This window comes from Streptomyces sp. NPDC043685, from assembly GCF_056436585.1.
The window spans coordinates 506529-532381 of the sequence record NZ_JBWKCH010000004.1 but is presented as its reverse complement, the minus strand read 5'-3'; the positions used below and the strand labels follow the sequence as shown (position 1 = coordinate 532381).

At 68.5% G+C, this 25853-nt stretch carries 20 protein-coding genes; 12 read left to right on the top strand and 8 right to left on the bottom strand.

The features are described 5' to 3' along the window. Positions 1–44 precede the first annotated feature (44 nt). Complete coding sequence (locus AC0665_RS15940) at positions 45–608, top strand: dihydrofolate reductase family protein (RefSeq protein WP_478603025.1); 564 nt, start codon at positions 45–47, stop codon at positions 606–608. A 106-nt stretch (positions 609–714) separates the two neighbouring features. On the opposite strand, the gene dnaB is transcribed toward AC0665_RS15940, so the two are convergent. Then, entirely contained in the window at positions 715–2196 is a 1482-nt protein-coding gene (gene dnaB, locus AC0665_RS15935) for a replicative DNA helicase (protein WP_478603027.1), read from the bottom strand. Between the two features lie 460 nt (positions 2197–2656). Between dnaB and AC0665_RS15930 the strand changes: the two genes are divergently transcribed. After that, positions 2657–3994 carry an MATE family efflux transporter gene (locus AC0665_RS15930; protein ID WP_478705191.1) on the top strand — a complete coding sequence of 446 codons (1338 nt, stop codon included), beginning with the start codon at positions 2657–2659 and terminating at the stop codon, positions 3992–3994. Positions 3995–4195: 201 nt separating this feature from the next. On the opposite strand, the gene rplI is transcribed toward AC0665_RS15930, so the two are convergent. The 4 genes from rplI to rpsF form a co-directional block, all read right to left on the bottom strand. Next, positions 4196–4642, bottom strand: a complete 447-nt coding sequence (rplI, locus tag AC0665_RS15925) for a 50S ribosomal protein L9 (protein ID WP_389963205.1) — start codon at positions 4640–4642, stop codon at positions 4196–4198. A gap of 18 nt (positions 4643–4660) precedes the next feature. After that, positions 4661–4897, bottom strand: coding sequence for a 30S ribosomal protein S18 (gene rpsR / locus AC0665_RS15920; protein WP_003949403.1), 237 nt, complete (start codon positions 4895–4897; stop codon positions 4661–4663). 45 nt (positions 4898–4942) lie between these two features. Next, entirely contained in the window at positions 4943–5533 is a 591-nt protein-coding gene (locus tag AC0665_RS15915) for a single-stranded DNA-binding protein (protein ID WP_363121461.1), read from the bottom strand. A 69-nt stretch (positions 5534–5602) separates the two neighbouring features. After that, positions 5603–5893: a 30S ribosomal protein S6 gene (rpsF, locus tag AC0665_RS15910; protein WP_104779105.1), complete on the bottom strand. Its 291-nt coding sequence runs from the start codon at positions 5891–5893 to the stop codon at positions 5603–5605. A gap of 263 nt (positions 5894–6156) precedes the next feature. Between rpsF and AC0665_RS15905 the strand changes: the two genes are divergently transcribed. The 3 genes from AC0665_RS15905 to AC0665_RS15895 all read left to right on the top strand — a co-directional run bounded on the left by AC0665_RS15905 (position 6157) and on the right by AC0665_RS15895 (position 8865). Continuing rightward, positions 6157–6462, top strand: a complete 306-nt coding sequence (locus AC0665_RS15905) for a hypothetical protein (protein ID WP_361871411.1) — start codon at positions 6157–6159, stop codon at positions 6460–6462. A gap of 167 nt (positions 6463–6629) precedes the next feature. Further along, positions 6630–7751 carry a peptidoglycan bridge formation glycyltransferase FemX gene (gene femX, locus AC0665_RS15900; RefSeq protein ID WP_031137685.1) on the top strand — a complete coding sequence of 374 codons (1122 nt, stop codon included), beginning with the start codon at positions 6630–6632 and terminating at the stop codon, positions 7749–7751. A gap of 82 nt (positions 7752–7833) precedes the next feature. Then, the gene (locus tag AC0665_RS15895; RefSeq protein ID WP_468408007.1) at positions 7834–8865 is read left to right on the top strand and encodes an alanine racemase; all 1032 of its coding nucleotides are present in this window, start codon (positions 7834–7836) and stop codon (positions 8863–8865) included. 99 nt (positions 8866–8964) lie between these two features. Here AC0665_RS15895 and AC0665_RS15890 read toward each other — a convergent pair whose 3' ends face one another. Together AC0665_RS15890 and AC0665_RS15885 are read right to left on the bottom strand one after the other, a co-directional pair. Then, positions 8965–10476 (bottom strand): glycosyltransferase family 87 protein, encoded by a 1512-nt coding sequence (locus AC0665_RS15890; protein WP_478705255.1) that lies wholly within the window; start codon positions 10474–10476, stop codon positions 8965–8967. Between the two features lie 125 nt (positions 10477–10601). After that, the gene (locus AC0665_RS15885) at positions 10602–13259 is read right to left on the bottom strand and encodes a transglycosylase domain-containing protein (protein ID WP_478705190.1); all 2658 of its coding nucleotides are present in this window, start codon (positions 13257–13259) and stop codon (positions 10602–10604) included. 402 nt (positions 13260–13661) lie between these two features. Between AC0665_RS15885 and AC0665_RS15880 the strand changes: the two genes are divergently transcribed. The 4 genes from AC0665_RS15880 (at position 13662) to AC0665_RS15865 (ending at position 17417) form a co-directional block, all read left to right on the top strand. Further along, complete coding sequence (locus AC0665_RS15880; protein ID WP_468408011.1) at positions 13662–14345, top strand: PadR family transcriptional regulator; 684 nt, start codon at positions 13662–13664, stop codon at positions 14343–14345. 44 nt (positions 14346–14389) lie between these two features. After that, on the top strand, positions 14390–15472 hold the full coding sequence (locus tag AC0665_RS15875; RefSeq protein ID WP_363121457.1) for an inositol-3-phosphate synthase: 1083 nt from the start codon (positions 14390–14392) through the stop codon (positions 15470–15472). A gap of 89 nt (positions 15473–15561) precedes the next feature. Continuing rightward, positions 15562–16839 (top strand): MFS transporter, encoded by a 1278-nt coding sequence (locus AC0665_RS15870; protein ID WP_478603035.1) that lies wholly within the window; start codon positions 15562–15564, stop codon positions 16837–16839. A 107-nt stretch (positions 16840–16946) separates the two neighbouring features. Next, positions 16947–17417, top strand: coding sequence for an LppU/SCO3897 family protein (locus AC0665_RS15865; protein ID WP_468634529.1), 471 nt, complete (start codon positions 16947–16949; stop codon positions 17415–17417). Between the two features lie 108 nt (positions 17418–17525). On the opposite strand, the gene AC0665_RS15860 is transcribed toward AC0665_RS15865, so the two are convergent. Further along, positions 17526–18929: a CCA tRNA nucleotidyltransferase gene (locus AC0665_RS15860; RefSeq protein ID WP_478705254.1), complete on the bottom strand. Its 1404-nt coding sequence runs from the start codon at positions 18927–18929 to the stop codon at positions 17526–17528. A 303-nt stretch (positions 18930–19232) separates the two neighbouring features. On the opposite strand from AC0665_RS15860, the gene AC0665_RS15855 reads away from it, so the two are divergent. The 3 genes from AC0665_RS15855 to AC0665_RS15845 all read left to right on the top strand — a co-directional run bounded on the left by AC0665_RS15855 (position 19233) and on the right by AC0665_RS15845 (position 25833). Next, on the top strand, positions 19233–21641 hold the full coding sequence (locus AC0665_RS15855) for a DUF6049 family protein (protein WP_478705189.1): 2409 nt from the start codon (positions 19233–19235) through the stop codon (positions 21639–21641). Positions 21642–21684: 43 nt separating this feature from the next. Continuing rightward, entirely contained in the window at positions 21685–23973 is a 2289-nt protein-coding gene (gene murJ / locus AC0665_RS15850) for a murein biosynthesis integral membrane protein MurJ (protein WP_478705188.1), read from the top strand. 141 nt (positions 23974–24114) lie between these two features. Next, the gene (locus tag AC0665_RS15845) at positions 24115–25833 is read left to right on the top strand and encodes a protein kinase family protein (protein ID WP_478603043.1); all 1719 of its coding nucleotides are present in this window, start codon (positions 24115–24117) and stop codon (positions 25831–25833) included. The last annotated feature ends 20 nt before the right edge of the window (positions 25834–25853 follow it).

The window sequence follows — 25853 nt, the reverse complement described above, 5'->3', positions numbered from 1 at the left end:
CGTCGGTCTGTACGCGGGAGACCGACTCACGGAAGGCTGACGCCATGCGGAAACTGATCTACGGCATGAACCTGTCCCTGGACGGCTACATCGCCGCGCCCGGCGACGACATCGGCTGGAGCGTGCCGAGCGACGAGCTGTTCCAGTTCTGGTCCGACCAGTTGCAGGCGACCGGCCTGTCGCTGTACGGGCGCAAGCTGTGGCAGACGATGAGCTCCTACTGGCCGACCGGCGACCAGCAGCCCGACGCCACCCCGGCGGAGATCGAGTTCGCGCGCCGCTGGCGGGACATGTCGAAGGTGGTCTTCTCCTCGACGATCGACGAGGTCGACTGGAACACCCGCCTGGTCACCGGTGACGCGGTCGCCGAGATCACCCGGCTCAAGGCCGAGGACGGCGGCCCGATGGACATCGGCGGCGCGACGCTCGCCGGGGCGGCCATGCGGGCCGGGCTGATCGACGAGTATGTGCTGGCCACCGCGCCGGTCCTGGTGGGCAGCGGCACACCGTTCTTCGCCGCGCTGGACAGCTGGGTGAACCTGAACCTGGTGGAGACGCGGGCGTTCCCCTGCGGCGTGATCCTGACCAGGTACGAGACGAGGCGCTGAGCGCCCGTCCGGAACGCACGGGCCATCCGCGGGGGACACCCGGAGAAGCCGGCTCGGTTGTCCCGTGCACGCGACCTTGTGGACCGCGAGTCCACACCGGTCGGGATCAGGTCTGCGCCATGTCCACGAACCGCGAGTAGTGCCCCTGGAAGGCGACCGTGATCGTCGCCGTCGGACCGTTTCGGTGCTTGGCCACGATCAGGTCGGCCTCACCCGCACGCGGCGACTCCTTCTCGTAGGCGTCCTCGCGGTGCAGCAGGATGACCATGTCGGCGTCCTGCTCGATGGAGCCGGACTCACGCAGGTCGGACACCATCGGCTTCTTGTCCGTACGCTGCTCGGGGCCACGGTTCAGCTGCGAGAGCGCGATGACCGGGATCTCCAGCTCCTTGGCCAGCAGCTTGAGGTTTCGGGACATGTCCGAGACCTCCTGCTGACGGCTCTCCGCCCGCTTGGAGCCACCCGACTGCATCAGCTGAAGGTAGTCGATGACGACCAGCCTGAGATCGTTGCGCTGCTTGAGGCGACGGCACTTGGCACGGATCTCCATCATCGACAGGTTCGGCGAGTCGTCGATATAGAGCGGCGCCGCAGAGACGTCCGGCATGCGCCGGGCGAGGCGCGTCCAGTCCTCGTCCGTCATCGTGCCGGACCGCATGTGGTGCAGGGCGACCCGGGCCTCGGCGGACAGCAGACGCATCGCGATCTCGTTGCGCCCCATTTCGAGCGAGAAGATCACGCTCGGCAGGTTGTTCTTGATGGAGCACGCCCGCGCGAAGTCCAGCGCGAGCGTGGACTTACCCATGGCCGGACGCGCGGCGATGACGATCATCTGGCCCGGGTGCAGGCCGTTGGTGAGCGAGTCGAAGTCCGTGAACCCCGTGGGCACACCGGTCATCTCACCGCTGCGCGAGCCGATCGCCTCGATCTCGTCGAGCGCGCCCTCCATGATGTCGCCGAGCGGGAGGTAGTCCTCACTGGTGCGCTGCTCGGTGACCGCGTAGACCTCTGCCTGGGCGCGGTTGACGATCTCGTCGACGTCGTCGTCGGCCGCGTATCCCATCTGCGTGATACGGGTGCCGGCCTCGACCAGGCGGCGCAGAACAGCCCGCTCGTGGACGATCTCCGCGTAATAGGCCGCGTTGGCCGCCGTGGGCACCGTCTGGACGAGGGTGTGGAGATAGGACGCCCCGCCGACCTTGTTGATCTCGCCGCGCTTGGTGAGCTCGGCCGCGATCGTGATGGGGTCGGCCGGCTCGCCCTTGGCATAGACGTCGAGGACGGCCTGGTAGATCGTCTCGTGGGCCGGTTTGTAGAAGTCGTGGCCCTTGAGGATCTCGACGACGTCTGCGATGGCGTCCTTCGACAGGAGCATGCCGCCGAGGACGGACTGCTCGGCATCGATGTCCTGCGGTGGTACCCGCTCGAACGACGGGGCCGATCCGCTGTCCCAGCCCCCGCCGTCCCTGCCGCGCTCATGCTGTTCGTCGCGGCCCCGGCCGCCGTCACCCCGTCGACGGGAGGCGGGCAGACGATCACTGGGACCACTGTCGGCCCACGGATCGTCCAAGGGCTCGGAAATGCTCACCGAGCCACCTCCTCCCGTCCGCCGAGGCGGACCTAGCCGTGCCCCTCTTTTGTACGGCACGGCACTGACAAATAAGAGGCCCAACTCCGGTTGGCACGCGCCGGTTTTGTGGTGTTTTGAAAACCGGCGGACGGAGCGGGCGCCGGACCACCGTAGGCCCCCGGGCACCGTCAGCCAATCTGGTTATCCACAGGCCATGTGGACGACGGCCCAGATGCTGTGGAGAACTCGCCGAAACCTGTGCACGAGCCGGTGGACAGGCCTGTGAACAAGCAGTCAGATCTCTCCGGGCGACCTCTCTGACCTGCGGCGTTGCCGTCCACCGGCTGTGCAGAAGAAAAACTTTCCCAAGCGGCGCAAGATCGCCTCGAACAGTGCACAGGAGTGCGCACCCGGAGACGGAAAGTAAGGGTCGCAAAAGCTTTGCATCTCTTACCTGTGGACGATTAGATTGGTGCACATGACACAGGCTCCCGCGCGCCGCCGAACCGGCCGGAGACAGCACGACCGCGAGATCGTCGCCCTGGCCGTGCCGGCCTTCGGTGCCCTCGTCGCCGAGCCCCTTTTCCTCATGGCCGACACCGCCATCGTGGGCCATCTGGGCACAGCCCAACTCGCCGGACTCGGCGTCGCCTCGGCCCTGCTGATGACCGCCGTGAGCGTCTTCGTCTTCCTCGCCTACGCCACGACAGCAGCGGTTGCCCGCCGCGTCGGAGCGGGCGATCTCCCGGCCGCCATCCGGCAAGGCATGGACGGCATCTGGCTGGCACTGCTGCTCGGCGCCGCCGTCATCGCCGTCGCCCTGCCGACGGCACCCCAACTCGTAGACGTCTTCGGCGCCTCGGACGCGGCAACTCCCTACGCGACCACGTACTTGCGCATCTCCGTCCTCGGCATACCGGCCATGCTCGTCGTCCTGGCCGCGACCGGTGTGCTGCGCGGTCTGCAGGACACCCGGACCCCGCTCTATGTCGCCATCGCCGGCTTCGTCGTCAACGGCGCCCTCAACGCAGGGCTCGTCTACGGCGCCGATCTGGGGATCGCCGGTTCCGCGTGGGGCACCGTCATCGCCCAGTGCGGCATGGCCGCGGCCTACCTCGTGGTGGTACTGCGAGGAGCCCGCAAGCACGGTGCATCGCTGCGCCCGGATGCCGCCGGGATCAGGGCCTCCGCACAAGCCGGCGTACCGCTGCTGGTCCGCACCCTCTCCCTCCGGGCGATCCTGATGATCGCCACCGCCGTCGCCGCCCGACTCGGGGACGCCGACATCGCCGCCCACCAGATCATTCTCTCCCTGTGGAGTCTGCTGGCCTTCGCCCTCGACGCCATCGCCATCGCTGGGCAGGCCATCATCGGACGCTATCTGGGGGCCGGTGACGCCCAGGGCGCCCGGGAGGCGTTCCGCCGCATGGTGGAGTGGGGCATCGCCGTCGGTGTTGTACTCGGCGTCTTGGTGATCATCCTCCGGCCGGCGTTCCTGCCGCTGTTCACCAGCGATACGGCGGTCAAGGACGTGGCACTGCCCGCCTTGGTCATCGTCGCCCTCTCCCAGCCGATCTCCGGCATTGTCTTCGTGCTGGATGGGGTCCTGATGGGCGCCGGCGACGGCCCGTACCTCGCCTGGGCCATGTTGCTCACCTTGGCGGTCTTCACACCGGTCGCCCTGCTGGTCCCGGTGCTGGGCGGTGGGCTCACCGCTCTCTGGGCCACGATGACGCTGATGATGAGCGTGCGGATGCTGACGCTATGGCTCCGCGCCCGCTCAGGCCGCTGGATGGTGACGGGTGCGACCCGCTGACCGTTTCACGTGAAACCTTGCCTGTTTCACGTGAAACACGACGAACTCCCAGAGCACGCTGTTTCACGTGAAACGGGACGTCATGACACAGGGACGTCGTGATCAGGGACGTCGCCCACAGGTCGGCTGACCGCAGACACGATTGGGGCCGCACCCCACAGGGTGCGGCCCCAACGCTTACTGCTTCAGCAGACGCGGCACTCAGGCCGAGACGACCTCGATGTTGACCTTGGCGGCAACCTCGGGGTGCAGACGCACGGACGTCTCGTGAGCGCCCAGCGTCTTGATCGGCGAGCCGAGCTCGATGCGGCGCTTGTCGACCTCGGGGCCACCGGAAGCCTTGATCGCGGAAGCGATGTCGGCCGGAGTGACGGAACCGAAGAGACGACCGGCGTCGCCGGAGCGGACGGCCAGACGGACCTTGACACCCTCGAGCTGGGCCTTCACAGCGTTGGCCTGCTCGATGGTCTGGATCTCGTGGATCTTGCGAGCACGACGGATCTGCTCGACGTCCTTCTCGCCACCCTTGGTCCAGCGGATAGCGAACTTCCGCGGGATCAGGTAGTTGCGAGCGTAACCGTCCTTGACGTCGACGACGTCGCCCGCGGCACCGAGGCCGGAGACCTCGTGGGTGAGGATGATCTTCATGAGTCGGTCACCCTTCCCTTATCGCGCGGTGGAGGTGTAGGGCAGCAGCGCCATCTCACGGCTGTTCTTCACGGCCGTGGCGACGTCACGCTGGTGCTGGGTGCAGTTGCCGGTCACGCGGCGGGCACGGATCTTGCCGCGGTCGGAAATGAACTTCCGCAGCATGTTCGTGTCCTTGTAGTCCACGTACGTGACCTTGTCCTTGCAGAATGCGCAGACCTTCTTCTTCGGCTTGCGCACAGGCGGCTTAGCCATGGTGTTTCTCCTGTGTGATCAAGAAGTGTGAGTACGAGCTCGCCCTTAGAAGGGAGGCTCGTCCGAGTAGCCGCCGCCGCTGCCGCCGGAGTTTCCACCCCAGCCGCCGCCACCGCCCTGGTTGCCACCGGCGGGAGCGCCGGTCGCCCACGGGTCGTCAGCGGGAGCGCCGCCGCCCTGCTGGCCACCGCCGGGGCCGCCGCCCCAGCCGCCGCCACCCTGGCCGCCGCCACCGCCGCTGAAGCCACCCTGGCCGCCCTGGCCACCCCGGCCGCTGGTCTTGGTGACCTTGGCCGTGGCGTTGCGCAGGCTGGCGCCGACTTCCTCGACGTCCAGCTCGTAGACCGTGCGCTTGACGCCCTCACGGTCCTCGTAGGACCGCTGCTTCAGCCGGCCCTGCACGATGACGCGCATGCCTCGCTGGAGCGACTCCGCGACGTTCTCCGCCGCCTGACGCCAGACCGAGCAGGTCAGGAACAGGCTCTCGCCGTCCTTCCACTCGTTCGTCTGACGGTCGAAGGTGCGGGGGGTGGACGCGACACGGAACTTCGCGACCGCCGCACCGGAGGGGGTGAAGCGCAGCTCGGGGTCGTCGACAAGATTGCCGACAACCGTGATGACGGTCTCGCCTGCCATGGGGGAACCTCTCGGCGGGTTTGCTCTGGCTGCTTGCTACTCGAATCCCGGGATCAGCTGAGCCGAAGCTCAGTGCATCTCGGGACGGAGGACCTTGGTCCGGAGGACCGACTCGTTCAGGTTCATCTGGCGGTCGAGCTCCTTGACGACCGCAGGCTCGGCCTGCAGGTCGATGACCGAGTAGATGCCCTCGGGCTTCTTCTTGATCTCGTACGCGAGACGACGACGGCCCCAGGTGTCGACCTTCTCGACCTTTCCGCCGCCGTCACGGACGACAGAAAGGAAGTTCTCGATCAGCGGAGAGACAGCGCGCTCCTCGACCTCGGGGTCGAGGATGACCATCACCTCGTAGTGACGCATGTGGAACCCACCTCCTTTGGACTCAGCGGCCACGGTCGTTCCGTGGCAGGAGGGTTGTGATGCGTAGCAACGGTATCGGCCACCACTGACAGTCGGGGGTTCTGATGAGGAGCCCCTGCCATGACATGGGCAGACACCGGTGCGGACGGTACAGAGTACCCGCACAGCGGCTTGCGGTTGAAATCCGGCCGCCAGGGCAGCCAATCTGTACACATCGGGTGTGTATGGCGCTACGATGCGCCGACTTTCGCAGGAGGTGCCCTATGGCACAGGCATTGCGACCCAACACCGCCGGCGGCCTCTTCGCCACGGACGGCAAGCCCCATCCCCTCCAGGACACCCTGCTCGCGGTGACCCTGGTGCTGGGCCTCACCGCGTTCCTCACCGCGATCATCGACGAGGATCTGCACCTGCTCAGCTCCTGGGCCGGTCTGGTGGGCATCCTCACGGGCGCGTACGGCCAGTGGATCTCGGAGACGACCCGCGAGCGCTTCGGACTGATCCTCGGTCTGGGCGCGTCCGGCGTCGGGTTCTTCCTGGGCATGGCACACGGCGGCCTCATCGGCTGACGCCAGGACACCTCCTCTTCCGAACACCGGGTCACGCCCCGGCCGGCCTCGCGCCGGGGCGTAGGGCCCGTACGCCCAACCGGCGCGCTCCCACGGCGCAGTAGGCTTCGCGCGAGAGCCGGAGCCCCTGAACCCATGGGGACACACCAGCCCGAGGAGCGCCCCGAATGAGCCTGACCCTGAGGACCATCAGTCGCGAGCAGCATCTGGCCTACATCCAGAGTCTGCCGTCGGCGAGCCACATGCAGGTCCCGGCCTGGGCTGATGTCAAGGCGGAGTGGCGCTCCGAGAACCTCGGATGGTTCGACGACCGCACCGGCGAGATGGTCGGTGCCGGGCTGGTCCTCTACCGGCAGCTTCCCAAGATCAAGCGCTACCTCGCCTACCTGCCCGAGGGTCCGGTCATCAACTGGTTCGCGCCGAATCTCCAGGAGTGGCTGGAACCGATGCTGGCGCACCTGAAGCAGCAGGGCGCCTTCTCCGTGAAGATGGGCCCGCCCGTGATCATCCGGCGCTGGGAGGCGCCCTCCATCAAGCAGGGCATCCAGAACCCGGACGTCAAGCGCCTGCGGGACATCGAGGCCGACCACATCGAGCCGCGTGCCTTCGAGGTCGCCGACAAGCTGCGCCGCATGGGCTGGCAGCAGGGCGAGGACGGCGGCGCCGGCTTCGGCGACGTCCAGCCCCGTTACGTGTACCAGGTGCCGCTGGCGAACCGCTCCCTGGAAGAGGTCCACAAGAACTTCAACCAGCTGTGGCGCCGCAACATCAAGAAGGCCGAGAAGGCCGGCGTCGAGGTCGTCCAGGGCGGTTACCAGGACCTCGAGGAATGGCAGCGGCTGTACGAGATCACGGCCGTGCGCGACCACTTCCGGCCGCGCCCGCTGTCGTACTTCCAGCGCATGTGGACGGCCCTCAACACCGAGGACCCCAACCGCATGCGGCTGTACTTCGCCCGGCACAACGGCGTGAACCTGTCGGCGGCGACGATGCTGATCGTGGGCGGGCACGTCTGGTACTCCTACGGCGCCTCCGACAACATCGGCCGCGAGGTCCGGCCCTCGAACGCGATGCAGTGGCGGATGCTGCGTGACGCCTACGCCCTCGGCGCCACGGTCTACGACCTGCGCGGCATCTCCGACTCGCTGGACGAGACCGACCACCTCTTCGGCCTGATCCAGTTCAAGGTGGGTACCGGCGGCCAGGCGGCCGAGTACCTCGGCGAGTGGGACTTCCCGCTGAACAAGCTGCTGCACAAGGCGCTCGACATCTACATGTCGCGCCGTTGATGTCCATTTCAGTGCTTCTATACCCCTGACACACGGCAACCGCTGATTCACGGCGACCACGAGAAAGGTTCCAGGTCCGGCCATGGCGCTCACGCTCTACGTCGACACCGCGCGCTGGCGTGCGCACCACAAGCACGTGCAGGAGCAGTTCCCGGGCCTCGTGCCGGTCTGCAAGGGCAACGGCTACGGCTTTGGACACGAGCGCCTGGCGGAGGAGGCCACGCGGCTCGGCTCGGACATCCTCGCCGTCGGCACGACGTACGAGGCCGCCCGGATCAAGGACTGGTTCAGCGGGGACCTGCTGGTGCTGACGCCCTACCGGCGCGGCGAGGAGCCGGTGCCGCTCCCGGACCGGGTCATCCGCTCCGTCTCGTCGATAGACGGGGTGTACGGCCTGGTCGGTGCCCGCGTGGTCATCGAGGTGATGTCCTCGATGAAGCGGCACGGCATCAGCGAGCAGGACCTGGCCCAGTTGCACGCCGCCATCGAGAACGTCCGCCTGGAGGGCTTCGCCATCCACCTGCCGCTGGACCGCACCGACGGCTCGGACGCCGTCGAGGAGGTCATCGGCTGGATGGACCGGCTGCGCGCCGCCCGCCTGCCCCTGCACACCATGTTCGTCAGCCACCTCAAGGCCGACGAACTCGCCCGGCTCCAGCAGCAGTTCCCGCAGACCCGGTTCCGGGCCCGCATCGGCACGCGGCTGTGGCTGGGGGACCACGACGCCACCGAGTACCGCGGTGCGGTCCTGGACGTCACGCGCGTCGCCAAGGGCGACCGCTTCGGCTACCGGCAGCAGAAGGCGGCCTCAGACGGCTTCCTGGTGGTCGTGGCGGGTGGAACGTCCCACGGAGTGGGTCTGGAGGCTCCCAAGGCGCTCCACGGCGTCATGCCGCGTGCCAAGGGCGTCGCCCGGGCCGGTCTCGCGACCGTGAACCGGAACCTCTCCCCGTTCGTCTGGGGTGGCAAGCAGCGCTGGTTCGCGGAGCCGCCGCACATGCAGGTCTCGATCCTGTTCGTGCCGGCGGACGCACCGGAACCGAAGGTCGGCGACGAGTTGGTGGCCCATCTGCGCCACACCACCACGCAGTTCGACCGGCTCATGGACCGCTGACGACGCGACGCAGCATCTCTGCCCGCGCGGCAGGAAGGCCGTACACGTTCCCGTGTACGGCCTTCGTCGTTCCCGGCTACGCCGTCTCGCGCCGTTCGCTCAGAGTGAACCGTCCGTGGCGTCGGGCCGGCCCCACTCGACCGACGGCCCGTCGAACCGGGCGGTCTTCTGCCGTCCGCCGCGAGCAGCGGGGCCGAGCACGAAAGCGTCCTCGGCGCCGTCGAGCACTCCGCCCGAGGGGTCGTCGTCACCGGATCGCCGCACCGGGTCCCGCTCGGGCAGGAAGATGTCACGCACGACCATCACGCACAGGTAGAGCGTCCCCAGCAGGTGCAGGGCGATGGCCCAGTGGTAGCCGTCGGTGGGCAGACCCTTGTGGGCGTCTCCGCTGGTCGTGTACGCGAGGTAGAGCCAGATCCCGAGGAAGTACGCCACCTCGCAGGCCTGCCAGATCAGGAAGTCCCGCCACTTCGGCCGGGCCAGGACGGCCAGCGGTACCAGCCACAGGACGTACTGCGGCGAGTAGACCTTGTTGGTGAGGATGAACGCCGCCACGATCAGAAAGGCGAGCTGGGCGAACCGCGGGCGGCGCGGGGCGGTCAGTCCGAGCGCCGCGACAGCCGCACAGCACACCAGCATCAGCAGCGTCGCCAGGGTGTTGACGGTGTCGGTGCTGAGCGGGTCGTCCGAGTTCTGCGCCATGATCAGCCAGAACGAGCCGAAGTCGACGCCCCGTTCCTGGCTGAACGTGTAGAACTTCGACCATCCGTCGAACGCGAACAGCATCACCGGCGCGTTCACGACGATCCAGGCGACGATCGCGCCGCCCAGAGCCGTTCCGAACGCACGCCACCTGCCCGCCCGCCAGCACAGCACCATCAGGGGCCCGAGCAGCAGGAACGGGTAGAGCTTGGCGGCTGTGGCGAGCCCCAGCAGGACACCGAAGGCAAGCGATCGGCCGCGCGACCACATCAGCATCGCGGCGGCCGTGAGAGCGACCGCGAGCAGGTCCCAGTTGATGGTCGCCGTCAGCGCGGCGGCGGGCGCCAGGGCGACCAGCAGGCCGTCCCAGGGGCGCCGTGCGTGGGTGCGGGTCACACAGACGGCGATGACCGACGCGCACACCATGAGCATCCCGGCATTGACCATCCAGTACCACTGCTCCTGGTCCTGGATGGTGCCGCTGCCGGGCGTCAGCCAGGAGGCGACCTCCATGAAGACGCCGGTGAGCACCGGATACTCCAGGTACTGCATGTCGCCGGGCAGCCGGTCGAAGTACGGCACGAGCCCATCGGCGAAACCGCGCCCCTGATAGAGGTGCGGGATGTCCGAGTAGCACGCGTGCGTGTACTGGGAACTCGCGCCGAAGAACCACGCGCCGTTGTAGCAGGGCGCCTTCTGGACCAGGCCGAGGGCGAACATGCCGATCGCCACCAGCGCGATCACCCGCACGGGAGTCCACCAGGACGCCCCGAGCAGGGCACGCCGCCCGAGCGGGCCGCCGATCAGCTCGCTGCCGGCTGCGGCGACCTCGTCCTCCTTGGTCGGCCGCACCGGGTCCGGCTCGTGGACGCTCGCTTGCGTCGATTCTGCACTGGGCATGCCGCACATCCTGCCGTACGTGTCTGGCAAAACGCCGAGGGCCGCCGTCCCCATGAGGGGACGGCGGCCCTCGTTTCACGTGAAACACCTTCGCGTTTCACGTGAAACACCCAAGCCGGGCGATCTGTCAGCGGCTATTCCTCTGGTCCTCCGAAGATGCCTCCGTTGCCATTGCCCCTGGTATTGCCGCCGGTCTCGCTTGTGTCGGTCGGTGCGGGCGGGGAGCTCACTCCACCGTCCGTCCCACCGTTCTCCTGGCCGCCGTTCTCCTGGCCGCCGTCGTTCTGGCACCCGAAGAACCCACAGGTTTCGCTCGGAGTGGGCGACGGACTGGTCGGGGTCTCGCTGGGCGTGGCGCTCGGCGACTCGGTCACCGTCTCACTGGGCTCCACGGTGGGCGTGGGGGTGGGCGTCGGCGCACCCAGCTCGTCCTGGATCTGGCCGATCTTCTCGGCCTGCGGGAAGCCGAGGTCGGTCAGACCCTTGAGCGCGGCCTTCATGTACTCGGTCCACACCAGGGTCGGAACGTCACCACCGTGGATGGACTTCTCACCCGCCGTGCCGTTCATGGAGAGCAGCTTGGCGCTCTTGGGGTCCTCACGGAACATCGCGACCGAGGTCGACAGCTGCTGGGTGTAGCCGACGAACCAGGCCGACTTGTTCTCGTCGGTGGTACCGGTCTTGCCGGCCGCCGTACGGCCGAGGGCGAGCGCTTTCGTACCCGTACCGTTCTGGATGACGTTCTCCAGAACGTTCGTGACGTTGTTGGCCACCTGCTCGGGCATCGCCTGCGTGACCCTCGGCTTCTTGAAGCCCTCGAGCTCCTGGCCATTGAACTTGACGCTCGTCACCGAGTACGGGGCGGCCTGCTTGCCCGCCGCGGCGAACGTCGCGTAGGCGTCGGCCATACGGATCGCACTGGGAGTCGACGTACCGAGCGCGAACGACGCGTTGAGCTCGGCGAAGCTGCCCTCCAGGATGCCGGCCTTCTCCGCCACGTCGGCCACGTTCTTCATCCCCACGTCCATGCCGAGCTGCACGAACGGCGTGTTCACGGACTGCTCCATCGCCTTGCGCAAGGAGATGTAGCCCCAGGGGTAGTCGCTCTCGTTCTCCTGGAAGAACGGCGTGTTGTCCTTCTTCAGGACGTAGCTTCCGTCGTTCTTCCTGACCTTGAGATGGTCGTTGCCGTTGTACTTGCTCAGCGGCGAGACCCCGACTCCGTCGCTCTTGTACGTGCCGTGCTGCATCGCCGCCGCGAGCACGAACGGCTTCCACGTCGAACCGACGGGGACACCCGCGGTGTCCGCGTTGTTGTTGAAGTGGCCGTTCTCGTAGCCGGCGCCGCCGTACAACGCGACGATCGCGCCGTCCTTGGGCTTCACCGACGCCGCACCGAACTGGACGTGCTTGTCCAGCTCGCGGTTCTTCGGGTCGAGCTTCTCCTTCTCGACCTTCTTGACGGCCTTCGCCAGCGCCTCGACCTTGTCCTTGTCGAAGGTCGTCCTGATCTGGTAGCCGCCCTGGTCGAACTGCTTCTCGGAGATGTTGGAGTGGTTCAGGACGTACTTCTTGGCCGTGTCCGCCAGGTACCCGATCTGGCCGGTCATGCCCTTGGACGCCTTGCGGCCCTGGAGCTTGGGGAAGTTCTTGATCGCCTCTTGGTACTGCTGGTCCGTGATCCTCTTGTCGTTGTGCATCTGCTCGAGGATCCAGCTCCAACGGGCCTTGGCGCGCTTGGTGTTGGCCTCCCGGGTCGCCGAGGGGTCGATGCCATCGTTGCCCGCCGGGTCGTAGTAGGTCGGGCCCTTGAGCAGAGCGGCGAGGAAGGCACACTCGTTCGGCTCGAGATCCTTCGCTTCCTTGCCGAAGTAGGTCTGCGCGGCCGCCTGGATGCCGTAGGCGCCGCGGCCGTAGTACGAGGTGTTCAGGTACCCCTGGAGGATCTCGTCCTTGGAGAGCTTCGTGCCCACCTTGATGGAGATGAACATCTCCTTGAACTTGCGGCTGACCGTCTGTTCCTGGCTCAGGTAGGTGTTCTTGACGAACTGCTGGGTGATCGTCGAACCGCCCTGGGTGTCACCGCCCCGGGCCATGTTCGCCAGGGCTCGGGCGATGCCCATGGGGTCGACACCCGAGTCCTGGTAGAAGCTCTTGTTCTCGGCCGAGATCACCGCCCACCGCATGGCCTTGGGGATCCGGTCGATCGTGACGTTCTGCCGGTTCTGGCCGCTGCCCGCCGCGACCATCTGGGAGCCGTCGGCCCAGTAGTAGACGTTGTTCTGCGACAGGGCCGCGGCGTTCTCCTCGTTGGGGACGCCCACCATGGCGTAGCCGATGCCCGCCACGGCCACCAGGCTGCCGAAGAAGCCGATGCACAACCCGGAGACGAGCTTCCAGGAGGGCACCCAGCGCTGCCAGCCGTACTTGCCGGCCCGCGGATAGTCGATCAGCCGCTTCTTGTCGGGCACGGCGGCGGCCCGCCCCCTGCCCCGCCCGGGCCCCTGCGGGCCACCGGGGCCGGCACGCCGACCACCTCGGGCCGGTTCGGCCGCTCTGCGGCGGCTGCCGCCCGTGCTTCTCTGCGCCGCGCGGCGGGCCTCGGCACGGCCGCCGTACTGACGCTCCTCACCCCCTGAGTCGTACGCGTCCGACCCATAGGAGTCGGACGGAGACCCGGTGGCGCCTCGCGGTGCCGCACGGCGGCCGGAGGACGAGCCGGACTGGCCGCGTCGGGCCGCGGCACGTCCGCCTCCCTGCGGCTGCGGCGGTTTGCGACGGTGCTCGCTCATCGAACGACTACTCCTCGGGCAGGCGCACCTTTGCGCGCCTGGAAACGGCGGCTGGTTTCCGGTCCCCCCGAAGTACGGATGCGGTCGGCTCCGCATTCATCGGTCCCGCGTGCACCCGTACTACACCGAGGACCACGACGCTCTCAGGCGTCCCTCGGTTCCCGGTGATGTGCATGGCGCACAGACTACGCACCGTCAAAACCCTCCGAGCCTCGAAGTTCACCTCAAATCAGGCAAGTCGTGTCCGATGAATCGGTGATGTGATCCCGTTCACCCGACCCCCTCTTGTCGCATACGGAAGGCCGTTCTATCGTCGTGATGTATCGAGTCGATACATCAGCCCGACACATCGGTCCGACACATCGGGCCGATACACGCGCACCGCGGCGAGAGGAGGCGACGATGAGCCGGCGTTCCGGGATCCTCGAGTTCGCCGTACTCGGCCTGCTTCGCGAATCTCCGATGCACGGGTATGAGCTGCGCAAACGGCTCAACACGTCCCTCGGGGTGTTCCGTGCGTTCAGCTACGGGACGCTCTACCCCTGCCTCAAGACGCTGGTCGCCAACGGCTGGCTGATCGAGGAACCGGGCACCACCCCCGAGGACGCCCTCGCCGCCCCCCTCACGGGGCGCCGCGCCAAGATCGTCTACCGGTTGACGGCGGAGGGTAAGGAGCACTTCGAGCAGCTGCTCTCGCAGACCGGGCCCGACGCGTACGAGGACGAGACCTTCGCCGCCCGTTTCGCCTTCTTCGGCCAGACCTCGCGCGATGTGCGCATGCGCGTGCTGGAAGGCCGTCGCAGCCGGCTGGAGGAGCGGCTGGAGAAGATGAGCGCTTCCCTGGCCCGGACCCGGGAGCGCCTCGACGACTACACGCTCGAGCTCCAGCGCCACGGGATGGAGTCCGTGGAGCGCGAGGTGCGCTGGCTGAACGAGCTGATCGAAAGCGAGCGGGCGGGGCGGGACCTCAAGGGTCCGGCCACCGGGGGGCCCGCCTCGCGTGACACCACATCTGGAGCGTCGGGCGGCCTGCCCCGGCCGGGGGGCGACCCCCGTCCGGATACGCCCGACGACACCGCCACGTGAGAGCCCAGTCAGGGCCTCACTCGTACACACAGGGAGCAACCGGAATGGGTTCGGTTCGCGTAGCCGTCGTCGGTGTGGGCAACTGCGCCGCATCGCTGGTGCAGGGAGTCGAGTACTACAAGGACGCCGACGCGGCGTCCAGGGTGCCGGGCCTGATGCACGTCCAGTTCGGCGACTACCACGTCAGCGACATCGAGTTCGTCGCCGCCTTCGACGTGGACGCCAAGAAGGTCGGTCTCGACCTGGCGGACGCCATCGGCGCCTCCGAGAACAACACCATCAAGATCTGCGACGTGCCCAGCACCGGTGTGACGGTGCAGCGCGGTCACACCCTCGACGGTCTCGGCAAGTACTACCGCGAGACCATCGAGGAGTCCGCCGAGGAGCCGGTCGACGTCGTGCAGGTCCTCAAGGACCAGCAGGTCGACGTCCTCGTCTGCTACCTGCCCGTCGGCTCCGAGGACGCTGCGAAGTTCTACGCGCAGTGCGCCATCGACGCCAAGGTCGCCTTCGTCAACGCCCTCCCGGTCTTCATCGCCGGCACCAAGGAGTGGGCGGACAAGTTCACCGAGGCGGGCGTGCCGATCGTCGGCGACGACATCAAGTCGCAGGTCGGCGCCACCATCACGCACCGCGTCATGGCGAAGCTGTTCGAGGACCGGGGCGTCGTCCTGGACCGCACGATGCAGCTGAACGTCGGCGGCAACATGGACTTCAAGAACATGCTCGAGCGCGACCGCCTCGAGTCGAAGAAGATCTCCAAGACGCAGGCCGTCACCTCCCAGATCCGCGACCGCGAGCTGGGCGAGGGCAACGTCCACATCGGCCCGTCCGACTACGTCGCCTGGCTGGACGACCGCAAGTGGGCCTACGTCCGCCTCGAAGGCCGTGCCTTCGGTGACGTCCCGCTGAACCTGGAGTACAAGCTGGAGGTCTGGGACTCCCCGAACTCCGCCGGCGTCATCATCGACGCCCTGCGCGCCGCGAAGATCGCCAAGGACCGCGGCATCGGCGGTCCCATCCTCTCGGCGTCGAGCTACTTCATGAAGTCGCCGCCGGTGCAGTACTTCGACGACGAGGCCCGTGAGAACGTCGAGAAGTTCATCAAGGGTGAGGTCGAGCGCTGACGCGCCGGAAACATTCGCTCCTGCCAGGGCTGTGAGGGTCCCCGGGTCGCACGACCCGGGGACCTTCCCCGTATGTGAGGCTGGGCCCCATGGCCGTCGTCCGTGACCTGCGCGTCCTCTTGCGCTTCCAGGGTTTCCGGCGCCTGCTCGCCGTGCGTCTGCTGTCCCAGGGTGCCGACGGCGTCTACCAGGTCGCGCTCGCCGCATACGTGGTCTTCTCCCCGGAGAAGCAGGCCTCGGCCGCCGCGGTCGCCTCCGCGATGGCGGTGCTGCTGCTCCCGTACTCGCTCGTCGGTCCCTTCGCCGGGGTGCTGCTGGACCGCTGGCGGCGCCGCCAGGTGCTGCTGTTCGGGAGCCTGTTGCGCGCGCTGCTGGCCTGCGCGACGGCCCTGCTGATCCTCAGCCCGGCGCCGGACTGGCTCTTCTACGTCTCGGCTCTGTGCGTCACCGCCGTCAACCGCTTCGTCCTGTCCGGCCTGTCCGCCGCCCTGCCGCGTGTGGTCGACGCCGATCGCCTGGTCATCGCCAACTCCCTCTCCCCGACCGCCGGAACGCTCGCGGCGACCGCGGGCGGCGGGCTCGCCTTCGTCGTGCGGCTGGTGGTGGCGGACTCCGACGCCGCGGTGGTGCTCGTGGGAGCGGGGCTGTACCTGTGCGCGGCCCTGGCGTCCTTGAGCATGGCGCGCGAACTCCTCGGACCTGACCGGCCGTTGACACGGCAGCGGATCGGGACGGCTCTCACGGACACCGCGCGTGATCTGGCGTCAGGTGTGCGCCATCTGGCCGCGCCGCAGCGCCGTGAGGCCGCCTGGGCGCTCGCGGCGATGTCGCTGATGCGGTTCTGCTACGGCGCGCTGCTGGTCATGCTGCTGATGCTGTGCCGGTATGCCCTCACCTCGACCCCGGACGACGGACTCGCCCTGCTTGGAGTGGCGTTGGGAGTCTCGGGTGCCGGCTTCTTCTCGGCGGCCGTGATGACGCCCTGGGCCGCGGTGCGGCTCGGGCCGGGCCGCTGGATCGTCGTGTGCGCGGGCGCCGCCGCGCTGCTGGAGCCGGCTCTCGGGCTGCCGTTCGCCGCCGCCCCGCTGCTGGCGGCGGCTTTCGTCCTCGGGCTGACCACCCAGGGCGCGAAGATCGCCACGGACACCATCGTCCAGTCCTGCGTCGAGGACGGCTTCCGTGGCCGGATCTTCTCGGTTTACGACGTACTCTTCAACGTTTCCTTCGTCGGCGCGGCCGCGGTGGCCGCCCTGATGCTGCCGCCGGACGGTCGGTCGGCGCCTCTGGTGATCACGATCGCCGTTATCTACGCGGCGGTAGCTGTGGCTATGGCCCGTTTTGGCCACCGGCAAGTGTCACATCAATGACACGGAGCCACTTCTGACTACTGCGGTGTCAGTGGGGACCGCTACCTTACGTGGGTCTTATCTCGCGACATGTTCGCGTCACTCACCATGTTTTAGGGGGACCCCCAGTGACCACTCCGCCGCCCCAGGGCAATCCATTCGCACAGGGCCAGCCCGTGGCTGCACCCCAGGCTCCGTTCCCGGCTCAGGGCGGTCAGCCGCAGCAGCCCGGCTTCCCGCCCCAGGGCGCCGGTCCGGTCCCCCCGCCGGCTCCCGGCCGACGCTTCAGCAAGAAGCTTCTGCGCATCGTCGGGTTCATCGTCGTCGCGATCATCATCGCCGTGATCAAGTGGCAGGTGGGCAAGACCGACGCGGAGACCACGTCCGTGGGCAGCTGCATGCACAACAAGGGCTCGCAGTCCCAGCCTGACCTGTCGACGGTCGACTGCTCATCCAGCGATGCCCAGTACGAAGTCGTCGAGAAGTTCGACAACAGCAGCGACGCCGACAAGTGCGAAGCCGTCAAGGAATCGCAGATCGCGTACTACCAGTCGGGCGACAACCACGATGTCGTTCTCTGCCTGAAGACCGTCAAGTAGAGCCCGACGCACAGGGCCGGTGTTTCACGTGAAACACCGGCCCTCTGTATGCCTGAGTGCGATGCCCCGGGGTCATGTTTCACGTGAAACATGACCCGGCTCGCGGCCTCAGCTCTCCTGCCCCGCCCACCACTCCTTGAGCTCGGCCACCGCGGCGTCGTGCTCCATCGGCCCGTTCTCCAGACGCAGCTCCAGCATGTGCTGGTACGCCCGGCCGATGACCGGCCCGGGGCCCACGCCGAGGATCTCCATGATCTGGTTGCCGTCGAGGTCCGGACGGATCGAGTCCAGCTCCTCCTGCTCCTGCAGCTTGGCGATCCGCTCCTCCAGCCCGTCGTACGCACGCGACAGAGCGGCAGCCTTGCGCTTGTTCCGGGTCGTGCAGTCCGAGCGGGTCAGCTTGTGGAGGCGGTCGAGGAGCGGGCCGGCGTCACGGACGTAGCGCCGAACCGCCGAGTCCGTCCACTCTCCCGTGCCGTAGCCGTGGAAGCGCAGGTGGAGTTCGACCAGACGTGAGACGTCCTTCACCAGTTCGTTGGAGTACTTCAGGGCCGTCATGCGCTTCTTGGTCATCTTCGCCCCGACCACCTCGTGGTGGTGGAACGAGACCCGCCCGTCCTTCTCGAACCGGCGCGTGCGGGGCTTGCCGATGTCGTGCAGCAGGGCGGCCAGGCGGAGGGTGAGGTCGGGACCGTCCTCCTCCAATGCCATCGCCTGCTCCAGGACGATCAGTGTGTGGTCGTAGACGTCCTTGTGACGGTGGTGCTCGTCACGCTCCAGACGCAGCGCAGGCAGCTCGGGCATCACGCGGTCGGCGAGGCCCGTCTCGACGAGCAGCGTCAGGCCGGTGCGCGGCTGCGGGGAGAGGATCAGCTTGTTCAGCTCGTCCCGCACCCGCTCGGCCGAGACGATCTCGATGCGTCCGGCCATGTCCGTCATCGCCGTGACGACCTCGGGGGCGACCTCGAAGTCGAGCTGGGCCGCGAAACGCGCGGCCCTCATCATGCGCAGCGGATCGTCCGAGAACGACTCCTCCGGAGTTCCCGGCGTCCGCAGCACACGTGCCGCCAGGTCCTCCAGCCCGCCGTGCGGATCGACGAACTCCTTCTCCGGCAGCGCCACCGCCATGGCGTTCACCGTGAAGTCACGGCGGACGAGATCCTGCTCGATGGAGTCCCCGTACGACACCTCGGGCTTGCGCGAGGTGCGGTCGTAGGCCTCGGAACGGTAGGTGGTCACCTCGATCTGGTAGCCGTCCTTCTGGGCACCGACCGTGCCGAAGGCGATCCCGACCTCCCAGACGGCGTCGGCCCAAGGGCGCACGATCTTGAGAACGTCCTGAGGACGCGCGTCAGTCGTGAAATCCAGGTCGTTACCGAGCCGACCCAGCAGCGCGTCCCGTACCGAGCCGCCGACCAGGGCAAGTGAGAACCCGGCCTCCTGGAAGCGGCGGGCGAGGTCGTCGGCGACAGGAGCGACCCGCAGCAGTTCACTCACCGCGCGGCGCTGCACCTGGCTCAGGGCACTGGGCGTTTCTTCGTTCGGCACAACAGAAGAGGGTACGTGGCCCGGGCACCCGCGAGCTCTCCCCTTTTCCCCGCACGAAAGCATGGGGACACGTCCGTCATACACCCCCAAGCCCAGTCCTGGAGCCGCAAACAGCCGCTCCCTTTCATAGAGCGACATACCGGGCAGCGCGGTGCCGGTCAGCGATCTTGTGGAGCGGACCGCGGCACTTCCCCTCAGCGCGCATCGTTACCATGCGTGGACGCACATTCCGACGACCACTGACGACGACGAGGGACGGACGAGCGCGTGGCCGAGGCGGCAGACTTCCAGGGGACCAGTGCCTCACCTGCCCGCCGGTGGCTGCGGCGCACCGGGGCACTGCTCGCCGGTGCACCGCTGCTGGCCGGACTCCTCCAGTTGCCCGCCGCGACACCGGCGGACGCGGCCGGCCAGGAAGCCCCGCAGGCCGCCTCCAGCGCGGGCTCGGTGTCGGTCGCGGTCGACTCGCTCAGCCCCACCGCCCCCTCCGAGGGGGACACGATCACCGTGTCGGGCACGGTGACCAACAAGGGCAGGCAGACGGTCACCGGCGCCCACGTCGACCTTCAGGTGGGCCCCCCGCTCGAGACCCGCTCGGCGATCGACACGCTCGCCAAGAAGAGCGACGACCTCCAGGGACCCACCGGCAAGAAGGTCGGCGGCAAGTACAGCGAGAAGTTCCCCCGACTCACCCCCGGCGTCGCACAGCCCTTCAGCATCTCCGTACCGGCCGACAAGCTGGACCTCGGCCGTGACGGTGTCTACCAGCTGGCCGTCTCGCTCTCCGGAGAGACCGCGGCGCAGCCCTGGGACCAGGTACTCGGTGTCCAGCGGACCTTCCTGCCGTGGCAGCCGGAGGAGGCGGACACCAAGACGAAGACCACTTTCCTGTGGCCGCTCGTCTCCAGCGCCCACATGGCAGCCGAGACGGGGTCGAACGAGCAGCAGACACCGGTCTTCCGCGACGACGAGCTCGCCGAGGAGATCGCCCCGGGCGGCCGCCTCGACCAGATGGTGTCGCTGGGCAAGGGCCTGGACGTCACGTGGGTGATCGACCCGGACCTGCTGGCGTCCGTCGACGCGATGACGGGGAGCTACGAGGTCAGCGGCGCGAACGGCACCACCACCCCCGGCAGGAGCCAGGAGGCCGCCAAGCACTGGCTGGCCGAGCTCCAGCAGGCGGTCACGGGCGAGGAGGTGGTCGCCCTGCCGTTCGGCGACCCCGACCTGGCCTCCCTCGCCCACAACGGCACCAGCGTCGCCGGCTCGCTCGGCCATCTCAAGGAGGCCACCACAGTCGCCGCCGAGACGGTGGACACGATCCTCCACGTGAAACCGTCCACGGACTTCGTCTGGCCGGTGGACGGCGCCATCGACCCGTCGATCGTGAAGGTCGCCACGTCCGCGGGCGCCGACAAGGTGATCGCCCGCGGCGACAGCCTTCAGGACAACCTGTCGTACACGCCCTCAGCCGCTCGGCCCATCGGCGGCGGTACCACGGCCGTCGTCGCTGACTCCCGGATGTCCACGGCGTTCCAGGGCAACCTGACCAGGGCCTCTGCCTCCACGCTCGCCGTGCAGCGTTTCCTGGCCCAGAGCCTGACGCTGGGCCTGCAGACCGGCAAGCAGCGCAGCGTCGTGATCGCCCCGCAGCGCATGCCCTCCGTCAGCCAGGCGCAGACCATGGCGGAAGCCGTGGCGGCTCTGCAGGACGGAAACTGGTCCGAATCGCAGGACCTCGCGGCCGCCGCCAAGGCCAAACCGGATGCGTCGGCCAACACGAAGGTCCCGTCGGCCTCCGCGTACCCGTCCTCGCTGCGCAAGCAGGAGCTGCCGCGGGCCGCCTTCGAACAGATCGCCCGGACCCAGGGCAAGCTCGACAAGTTCAAGGTCATCCTCACCATCCAGGCCCGGGTGGTGACCCCCTTCGGGCGGGCCATGAACCGCGAGATGTCCACGTCGTGGCGTGGCCGTGGTGTCGCGGCGGTGGGATACCGCGACGGCATCGAGTCGTATCTCGACGGACTGATCGACGGGGTGAAGCTGATCCAGAAGTCGGAGACCAAGCTCTCCGGCCGCAGCGCCACCATCCCCGTGACCGTCCAGAACAACCTGGTCCAGGGCGTGGAGCACCTGGAGCTGCGGCTCACGTCGAAGAACCCCACGCGTCTCAAGATCGGCGGCGACGCCTACGAGGAGCAGCGCGTCGCCGTCAACGGGGGTCACGCCCAGTCGGTGAAGTTCACCACGTCGGCCAACGCCAACGGCCGGGCGGAAGTCGTCGCCCAGCTGTACACGGAGGACGGACAGAAGTACGGCGCCCCGGTCGTCTTCGACGTGAGGGTCACCGAGGTCACGCCCACGGTGATGCTGGTCATCGGCGGTGGCGTCCTGATCCTGGTCCTCGCCGGCTTCCGGATGTACACCCAGCGCAAGCGCGCCGCCGCGCGCGAGGCCGCCGAGGACGACGACATCGCCGAGGCGGGCGACGAGGACGACGGCCCGCGGAGCGGGACCGACGCTCCGCAGAACCCGCAGCCCTCCGGCACACGTCTGGAGCAGGACAACCCGGACGGCTCGGGGGCGGACGGCCCGCAGCAGCCGAGTGACCCGGCCCCGGACACCGCAGCGGAAAGCGCCGACCCGTCCGGCACGGGTGAGAGAGTGGACCGTTGAGAAGTCGTGGCCGGTGGGCCCGGGACGATGAGGTGGGGTAACCATGAACGCGCCGTACGACGGTGACCGCGGCCGGGCCGCGGGCAACTCGGGCTACCCCGATGCGGGCGGTCCCGAGGGCTCACCGCCCGAGCACGGCCAGGTGCCGCCGCAGCCGCCCGCCGACAGCTACCTCCAGGACGCCTACGGCCAGGACCCCTACCGGGCCCAGGACCTCTCCGCCCAGGACCCGGTAGGCGAGGCGCTCTACGACCGTGCCGCGCACCCCCCGCCCGCTCCCGGCACGTACCAGCCGCAGCAGCAGCTCTACGGCCGGCCGCCGCAGTCGCCGTACGCCCCCGACCCGCAGGTCTGGGCGCAGACGCCCCCGCCGGAGCCGGAAGGCCCGACACGGCACCTGCCGTACGGCGACGACCCCCGCACCACCCAGTTCGTGGGTGTGGACGACCTCGTCTCCCAGGCGGGGGAGCCGCGCCAGGAGCCGGACGCGTTCGCGCATCTCTTCCGGGACCAGCAGCAGAACAGCGGTCACCCCTCGTACGACGCGCCGTCGGTCCCCGGCCCCGCTCCGGCTCCGGGGCACGCGGCCCAGGGCCCCTACGCACCACAGGACCAGTACGCCGGGCCCGGCCCGGCCTCGGCGACGGCGCCCCTCGTGGACGAGACGCCGGCCGCCGAGCCCGCGGCCGCCCCGAAGAAGGGCGGTCGCGCCGCTGGCCTGATGAAGTCCAGTGCCGTGATGGCGGCGGGCACGATGGTCTCCCGCCTCACCGGCTTCATCCGTTCCGCGCTGATCGTGTCGGCACTGGGCGTCGGCCTCCTCGGTGACACCTTCCAGGTCGCCTACCAGCTGCCGACGATGATCTACATCCTCACCGTCGGCGGTGGTCTCAACTCCGTCTTCGTGCCGCAGCTCGTGCGCGCCATGAAGGAGGACGACGACGGTGGGGAGGCGTACGCCAACCGTCTGCTCACCCTGGTCATCGTGACGCTCGGCGGCCTCACCGCCCTCTCGGTCCTGGGTGCGCCGCTCCTGATCCGCGTGCTGTCCGACCCGGTCGCCAGCGACCCGGCGGCGAACCAGGTCGCCGTCACCTTCGCCCAGTACTTCCTGCCCACGATCTTCTTCATGGGCATCCACGTGGTGATGGGTCAGATCCTCAACGCCCGTGGCAAGTTCGGCGCGATGATGTGGACCCCGGTCCTGAACAACATCGTCATCATCGTGACGCTGGGCATGTTCATCTACGTCTACGGCACCGCGGCCGACTCCGGCATGAAGGCCGCGAACATTCCGCCGGAGGGCCAGCGCCTGCTCGGCATCGGCGTCCTGCTCGGCCTCGTCGTCCAGGCGCTCGCGATGATCCCCTACCTGCGCGAGACCGGTTTCCGGCTGCGGCTGCGCTTCGACTGGAAGGGCCAGGGCCTCGGCAAGGCCGTCACCCTCGCCAAGTGGACGGTCCTGTTCGTCCTCGCCAATCAGGCGGGCGCGATGATCGTCATCCAGCTGTCCACGGCGGCGGGCAAGGCCTCGCCCGTCGACGGCACCGGCTTCTCCGCCTACGCCAACGCCCAGCTGATCTGGGGTCTGCCGCAGGCCATCATCACGGTCTCCCTCATGGCCGCCCTGCTGCCCCGCCTGTCGCGCTCGGCCGCCGAGGGCGACGGGGGTGCCGTACGCGACGACATCTCCCAGGGGCTGCGCACCACGGCGGTCGCGATCGTGCCGATCGCGTTCGGCTTTCTCTCCCTCGGCATCCCGATGTGCACGCTGATGTTCGGCTCCTCGGGCACCAGCGAGGCCACCAACATGGGCTTCATGCTGATGGCGTTCGGCCTCGGTCTGATCCCGTACTCCGTGCAGTACGTGGTCCTGCGTGCCTTCTACGCCTATGAGGACACCCGAACCCCCTTCTACAACACGGTCATCGTGGCCGCGGTCAACGCGGGCGCCTCGGCGATCTGCTACTTCGTGATCCCCTCGCGCTGGGCCGTGGTCGGCATGGCCGCCTCGTACGGATTGGCCTACGCGATCGGTGTCGGTGTCGCCTGGCGCCGGCTGCGCAAGCGGCTCGGCGGGGACCTCGACGGCGCCCGTGTGCTGCGGACTTACGCCCGGTTGTGCATCGCCTCGGTCCCGGCCGCCCTGCTCAGCGGCGCGGCCTGCTACGGCATCGGCCACACGCTCGGCCAGGGTCCCGCGGGCTCGCTCGCCGCGGTCCTGGCAGGCGGCGTGGTGCTCCTCGGAATCTTCTTCGTCGCCGCTCGCCGCATGCGCATCGAGGAACTCAACTCGCTGGTCGGCATGGTCCGCGGACGCCTGGGACGCTGAGCCTGGGGGTAGGCGCACAACCATCGTCGGCCACCGCGTGTCGTGCATGGCGGCGGACTGTGGGCACAATTGGTTTCGGCGTCGGACGGCGCGCGAACGGAAGTCGGGCGGCGCGCAATGGATGGGGAGGCAGGGACGACGGTGGCGGAACGGAGTACGGCTGCCGTCGACGTGGCAGACAACAGCGACGACACGTCGCTGACCGCGCAGGCGGACCAGTCCACGGCCGACGGGGTGGCCAAGAACCGGGAGCGGGACACGGACAGCGACGAGGTACAGGAGAGCGCCCGGACCGACGGTGCCGGGAAGACTTCGCCGCCCGAACTGCACAGTGGTCACAAGCTCGCCAGACGCTACCGCCTCGAGGAGTGCGTCACCCGTCTGGACGGCTTCAGCAGTTGGCGCGCCGTGGACGAGAAGCTCCGCCGTGCCGTGGGCGTGCACATCCTGCCGGCCGACCACGCGCGGGCCCGCTCCGTCCTGGCGGCCGCCCGCTCCTCCGCCCTCCTGGGCGACCCGCGCTTCGTCCAGGTGCTGGACGCGGTGGAGGAGAACGATGTCGTCTACGTCGTCCACGAGTGGCTCCCCGACGCGACGGAACTGACCACGCTTCTGGCCTCGGGCCCCCTGGAGCCCTACGACGCCTACCAGATGGTCAGCCAGGTCTCCTCCGCGATGGCCGCCGCCCATCGTGAGGGCCTCGCCCATCTGCGGCTGAACCCGAACGCCGTGCTGCGTGCCTCGACCGGCCAGTGGCGCATTCGCGGCCTCGCCGTGAACGCGGCCCTGCGCGGGGTCTCGTCCGACACGCCACAGCGCACCGACACCGAGGCCATCGGCGCCCTGCTGTACGCGGCGCTGACGCAGCGCTGGCCCTACGAGAGCGACGCCTACGGGCTGTCGGGCCTGCCGAAGGACATCGGCCTGATCGCGCCCGACCAGGTGCGGGCCGGTGTGCACCGAGGCCTGTCCGAGCTGTCCATGCGCGCACTCGCCAACGACGGCGCCACCGCCTCCCGGCACGAGTCACCGTGCACCACGCCGGAGGAGCTGGTGAAGGCGATCGGCGAGATGCCCCGCATCCGCCCGCCGGAGCCGGCGTTCACCGCCCCGCCCGAGTACCAGCGCACGACGTACCAGCAGGGCACGTACGGCCGTCAGAACCCGCGTCCCGGTGTCACCCAGGTGATCCCGGCTCCACCGCCCCCGCTCCAGAGCCGCACGGGCAAGGCGCTGAAGTGGGCCGTCTCCGCACTCCTGATCGCCGCGCTGGGCCTCGGCAGCTGGCAACTGGCGGACGCGCTGATGGAGCAGGGCGGCAAGAACGACGAGCCGACCAAGACGCAGGACCACGAGGGCGGCGACAAGAACAGGAACGCGGCGCCCTCGCGGCCGATCCCCATCAAGGGCGCAGAGGAGTACGTCGCCGAGGGCGACGCCCAGCACCCCGCCGACGTGGGCAAGACCTATGACGGCAACACCTCCACGGGCTGGCGGACCAACAGCTACGTGGACGGTCCGAAGATCGTGATAAAGCCGGGTGTCGGCATCGTCTACGACCTCGGATCCGAGCAGAAGGTCTCCGCCGCGACCCTGTCGCTGCGGTACGGCAACGACCACACCACGGCGGAGCTGTACGCGACGGAGTCCCTGGGTTCGTCGACGCCGCTGAGCTCCATGCGGAAGCTCGGGACGGCGACGACAAGCGGCACATCCCTCAAGGTGAGCGTCGACAAGCCGGTGAAGAGCCGGTACGTCCTCGTGTGGCTCACCGCCCTGCCGTACTCGGGCGACGACCCGGCCAACTTCAGCAACAGGGGATACAAGCAGGCCATCACCGAAGTGAAGTTCACGGGCTGAGCACCGACCGAGGGAGGGGG

Coding starts and splice junctions, on each gene's coding strand:
- AC0665_RS15940 (WP_478603025.1), top strand. CDS start 45: ATGCGGAAACTGATCTACGGCATGAACCTGTCCCTGGACGGCTACATC.
- AC0665_RS15930 (WP_478705191.1), top strand. CDS start 2,657: ATGACACAGGCTCCCGCGCGCCGCCGAACCGGCCGGAGACAGCACGAC.
- rplI (WP_389963205.1), bottom strand. CDS start 4,642: ATGAAGATCATCCTCACCCACGAGGTCTCCGGCCTCGGTGCCGCGGGC.
- rpsR (WP_003949403.1), bottom strand. CDS start 4,897: ATGGCTAAGCCGCCTGTGCGCAAGCCGAAGAAGAAGGTCTGCGCATTC.
- AC0665_RS15915 (WP_363121461.1), bottom strand. CDS start 5,533: ATGGCAGGCGAGACCGTCATCACGGTTGTCGGCAATCTTGTCGACGAC.
- rpsF (WP_104779105.1), bottom strand. CDS start 5,893: ATGCGTCACTACGAGGTGATGGTCATCCTCGACCCCGAGGTCGAGGAG.
- AC0665_RS15905 (WP_361871411.1), top strand. CDS start 6,157: ATGGCACAGGCATTGCGACCCAACACCGCCGGCGGCCTCTTCGCCACG.
- femX (WP_031137685.1), top strand. CDS start 6,630: ATGAGCCTGACCCTGAGGACCATCAGTCGCGAGCAGCATCTGGCCTAC.
- AC0665_RS15895 (WP_468408007.1), top strand. CDS start 7,834: ATGGCGCTCACGCTCTACGTCGACACCGCGCGCTGGCGTGCGCACCAC.
- AC0665_RS15890 (WP_478705255.1), bottom strand. CDS start 10,476: ATGTGCGGCATGCCCAGTGCAGAATCGACGCAAGCGAGCGTCCACGAG.
- AC0665_RS15885 (WP_478705190.1), bottom strand. CDS start 13,259: ATGAGCGAGCACCGTCGCAAACCGCCGCAGCCGCAGGGAGGCGGACGT.
- AC0665_RS15880 (WP_468408011.1), top strand. CDS start 13,662: ATGAGCCGGCGTTCCGGGATCCTCGAGTTCGCCGTACTCGGCCTGCTT.
- AC0665_RS15875 (WP_363121457.1), top strand. CDS start 14,390: ATGGGTTCGGTTCGCGTAGCCGTCGTCGGTGTGGGCAACTGCGCCGCA.
- AC0665_RS15870 (WP_478603035.1), top strand. CDS start 15,562: ATGGCCGTCGTCCGTGACCTGCGCGTCCTCTTGCGCTTCCAGGGTTTC.
- murJ (WP_478705188.1), top strand. CDS start 21,685: ATGAACGCGCCGTACGACGGTGACCGCGGCCGGGCCGCGGGCAACTCG.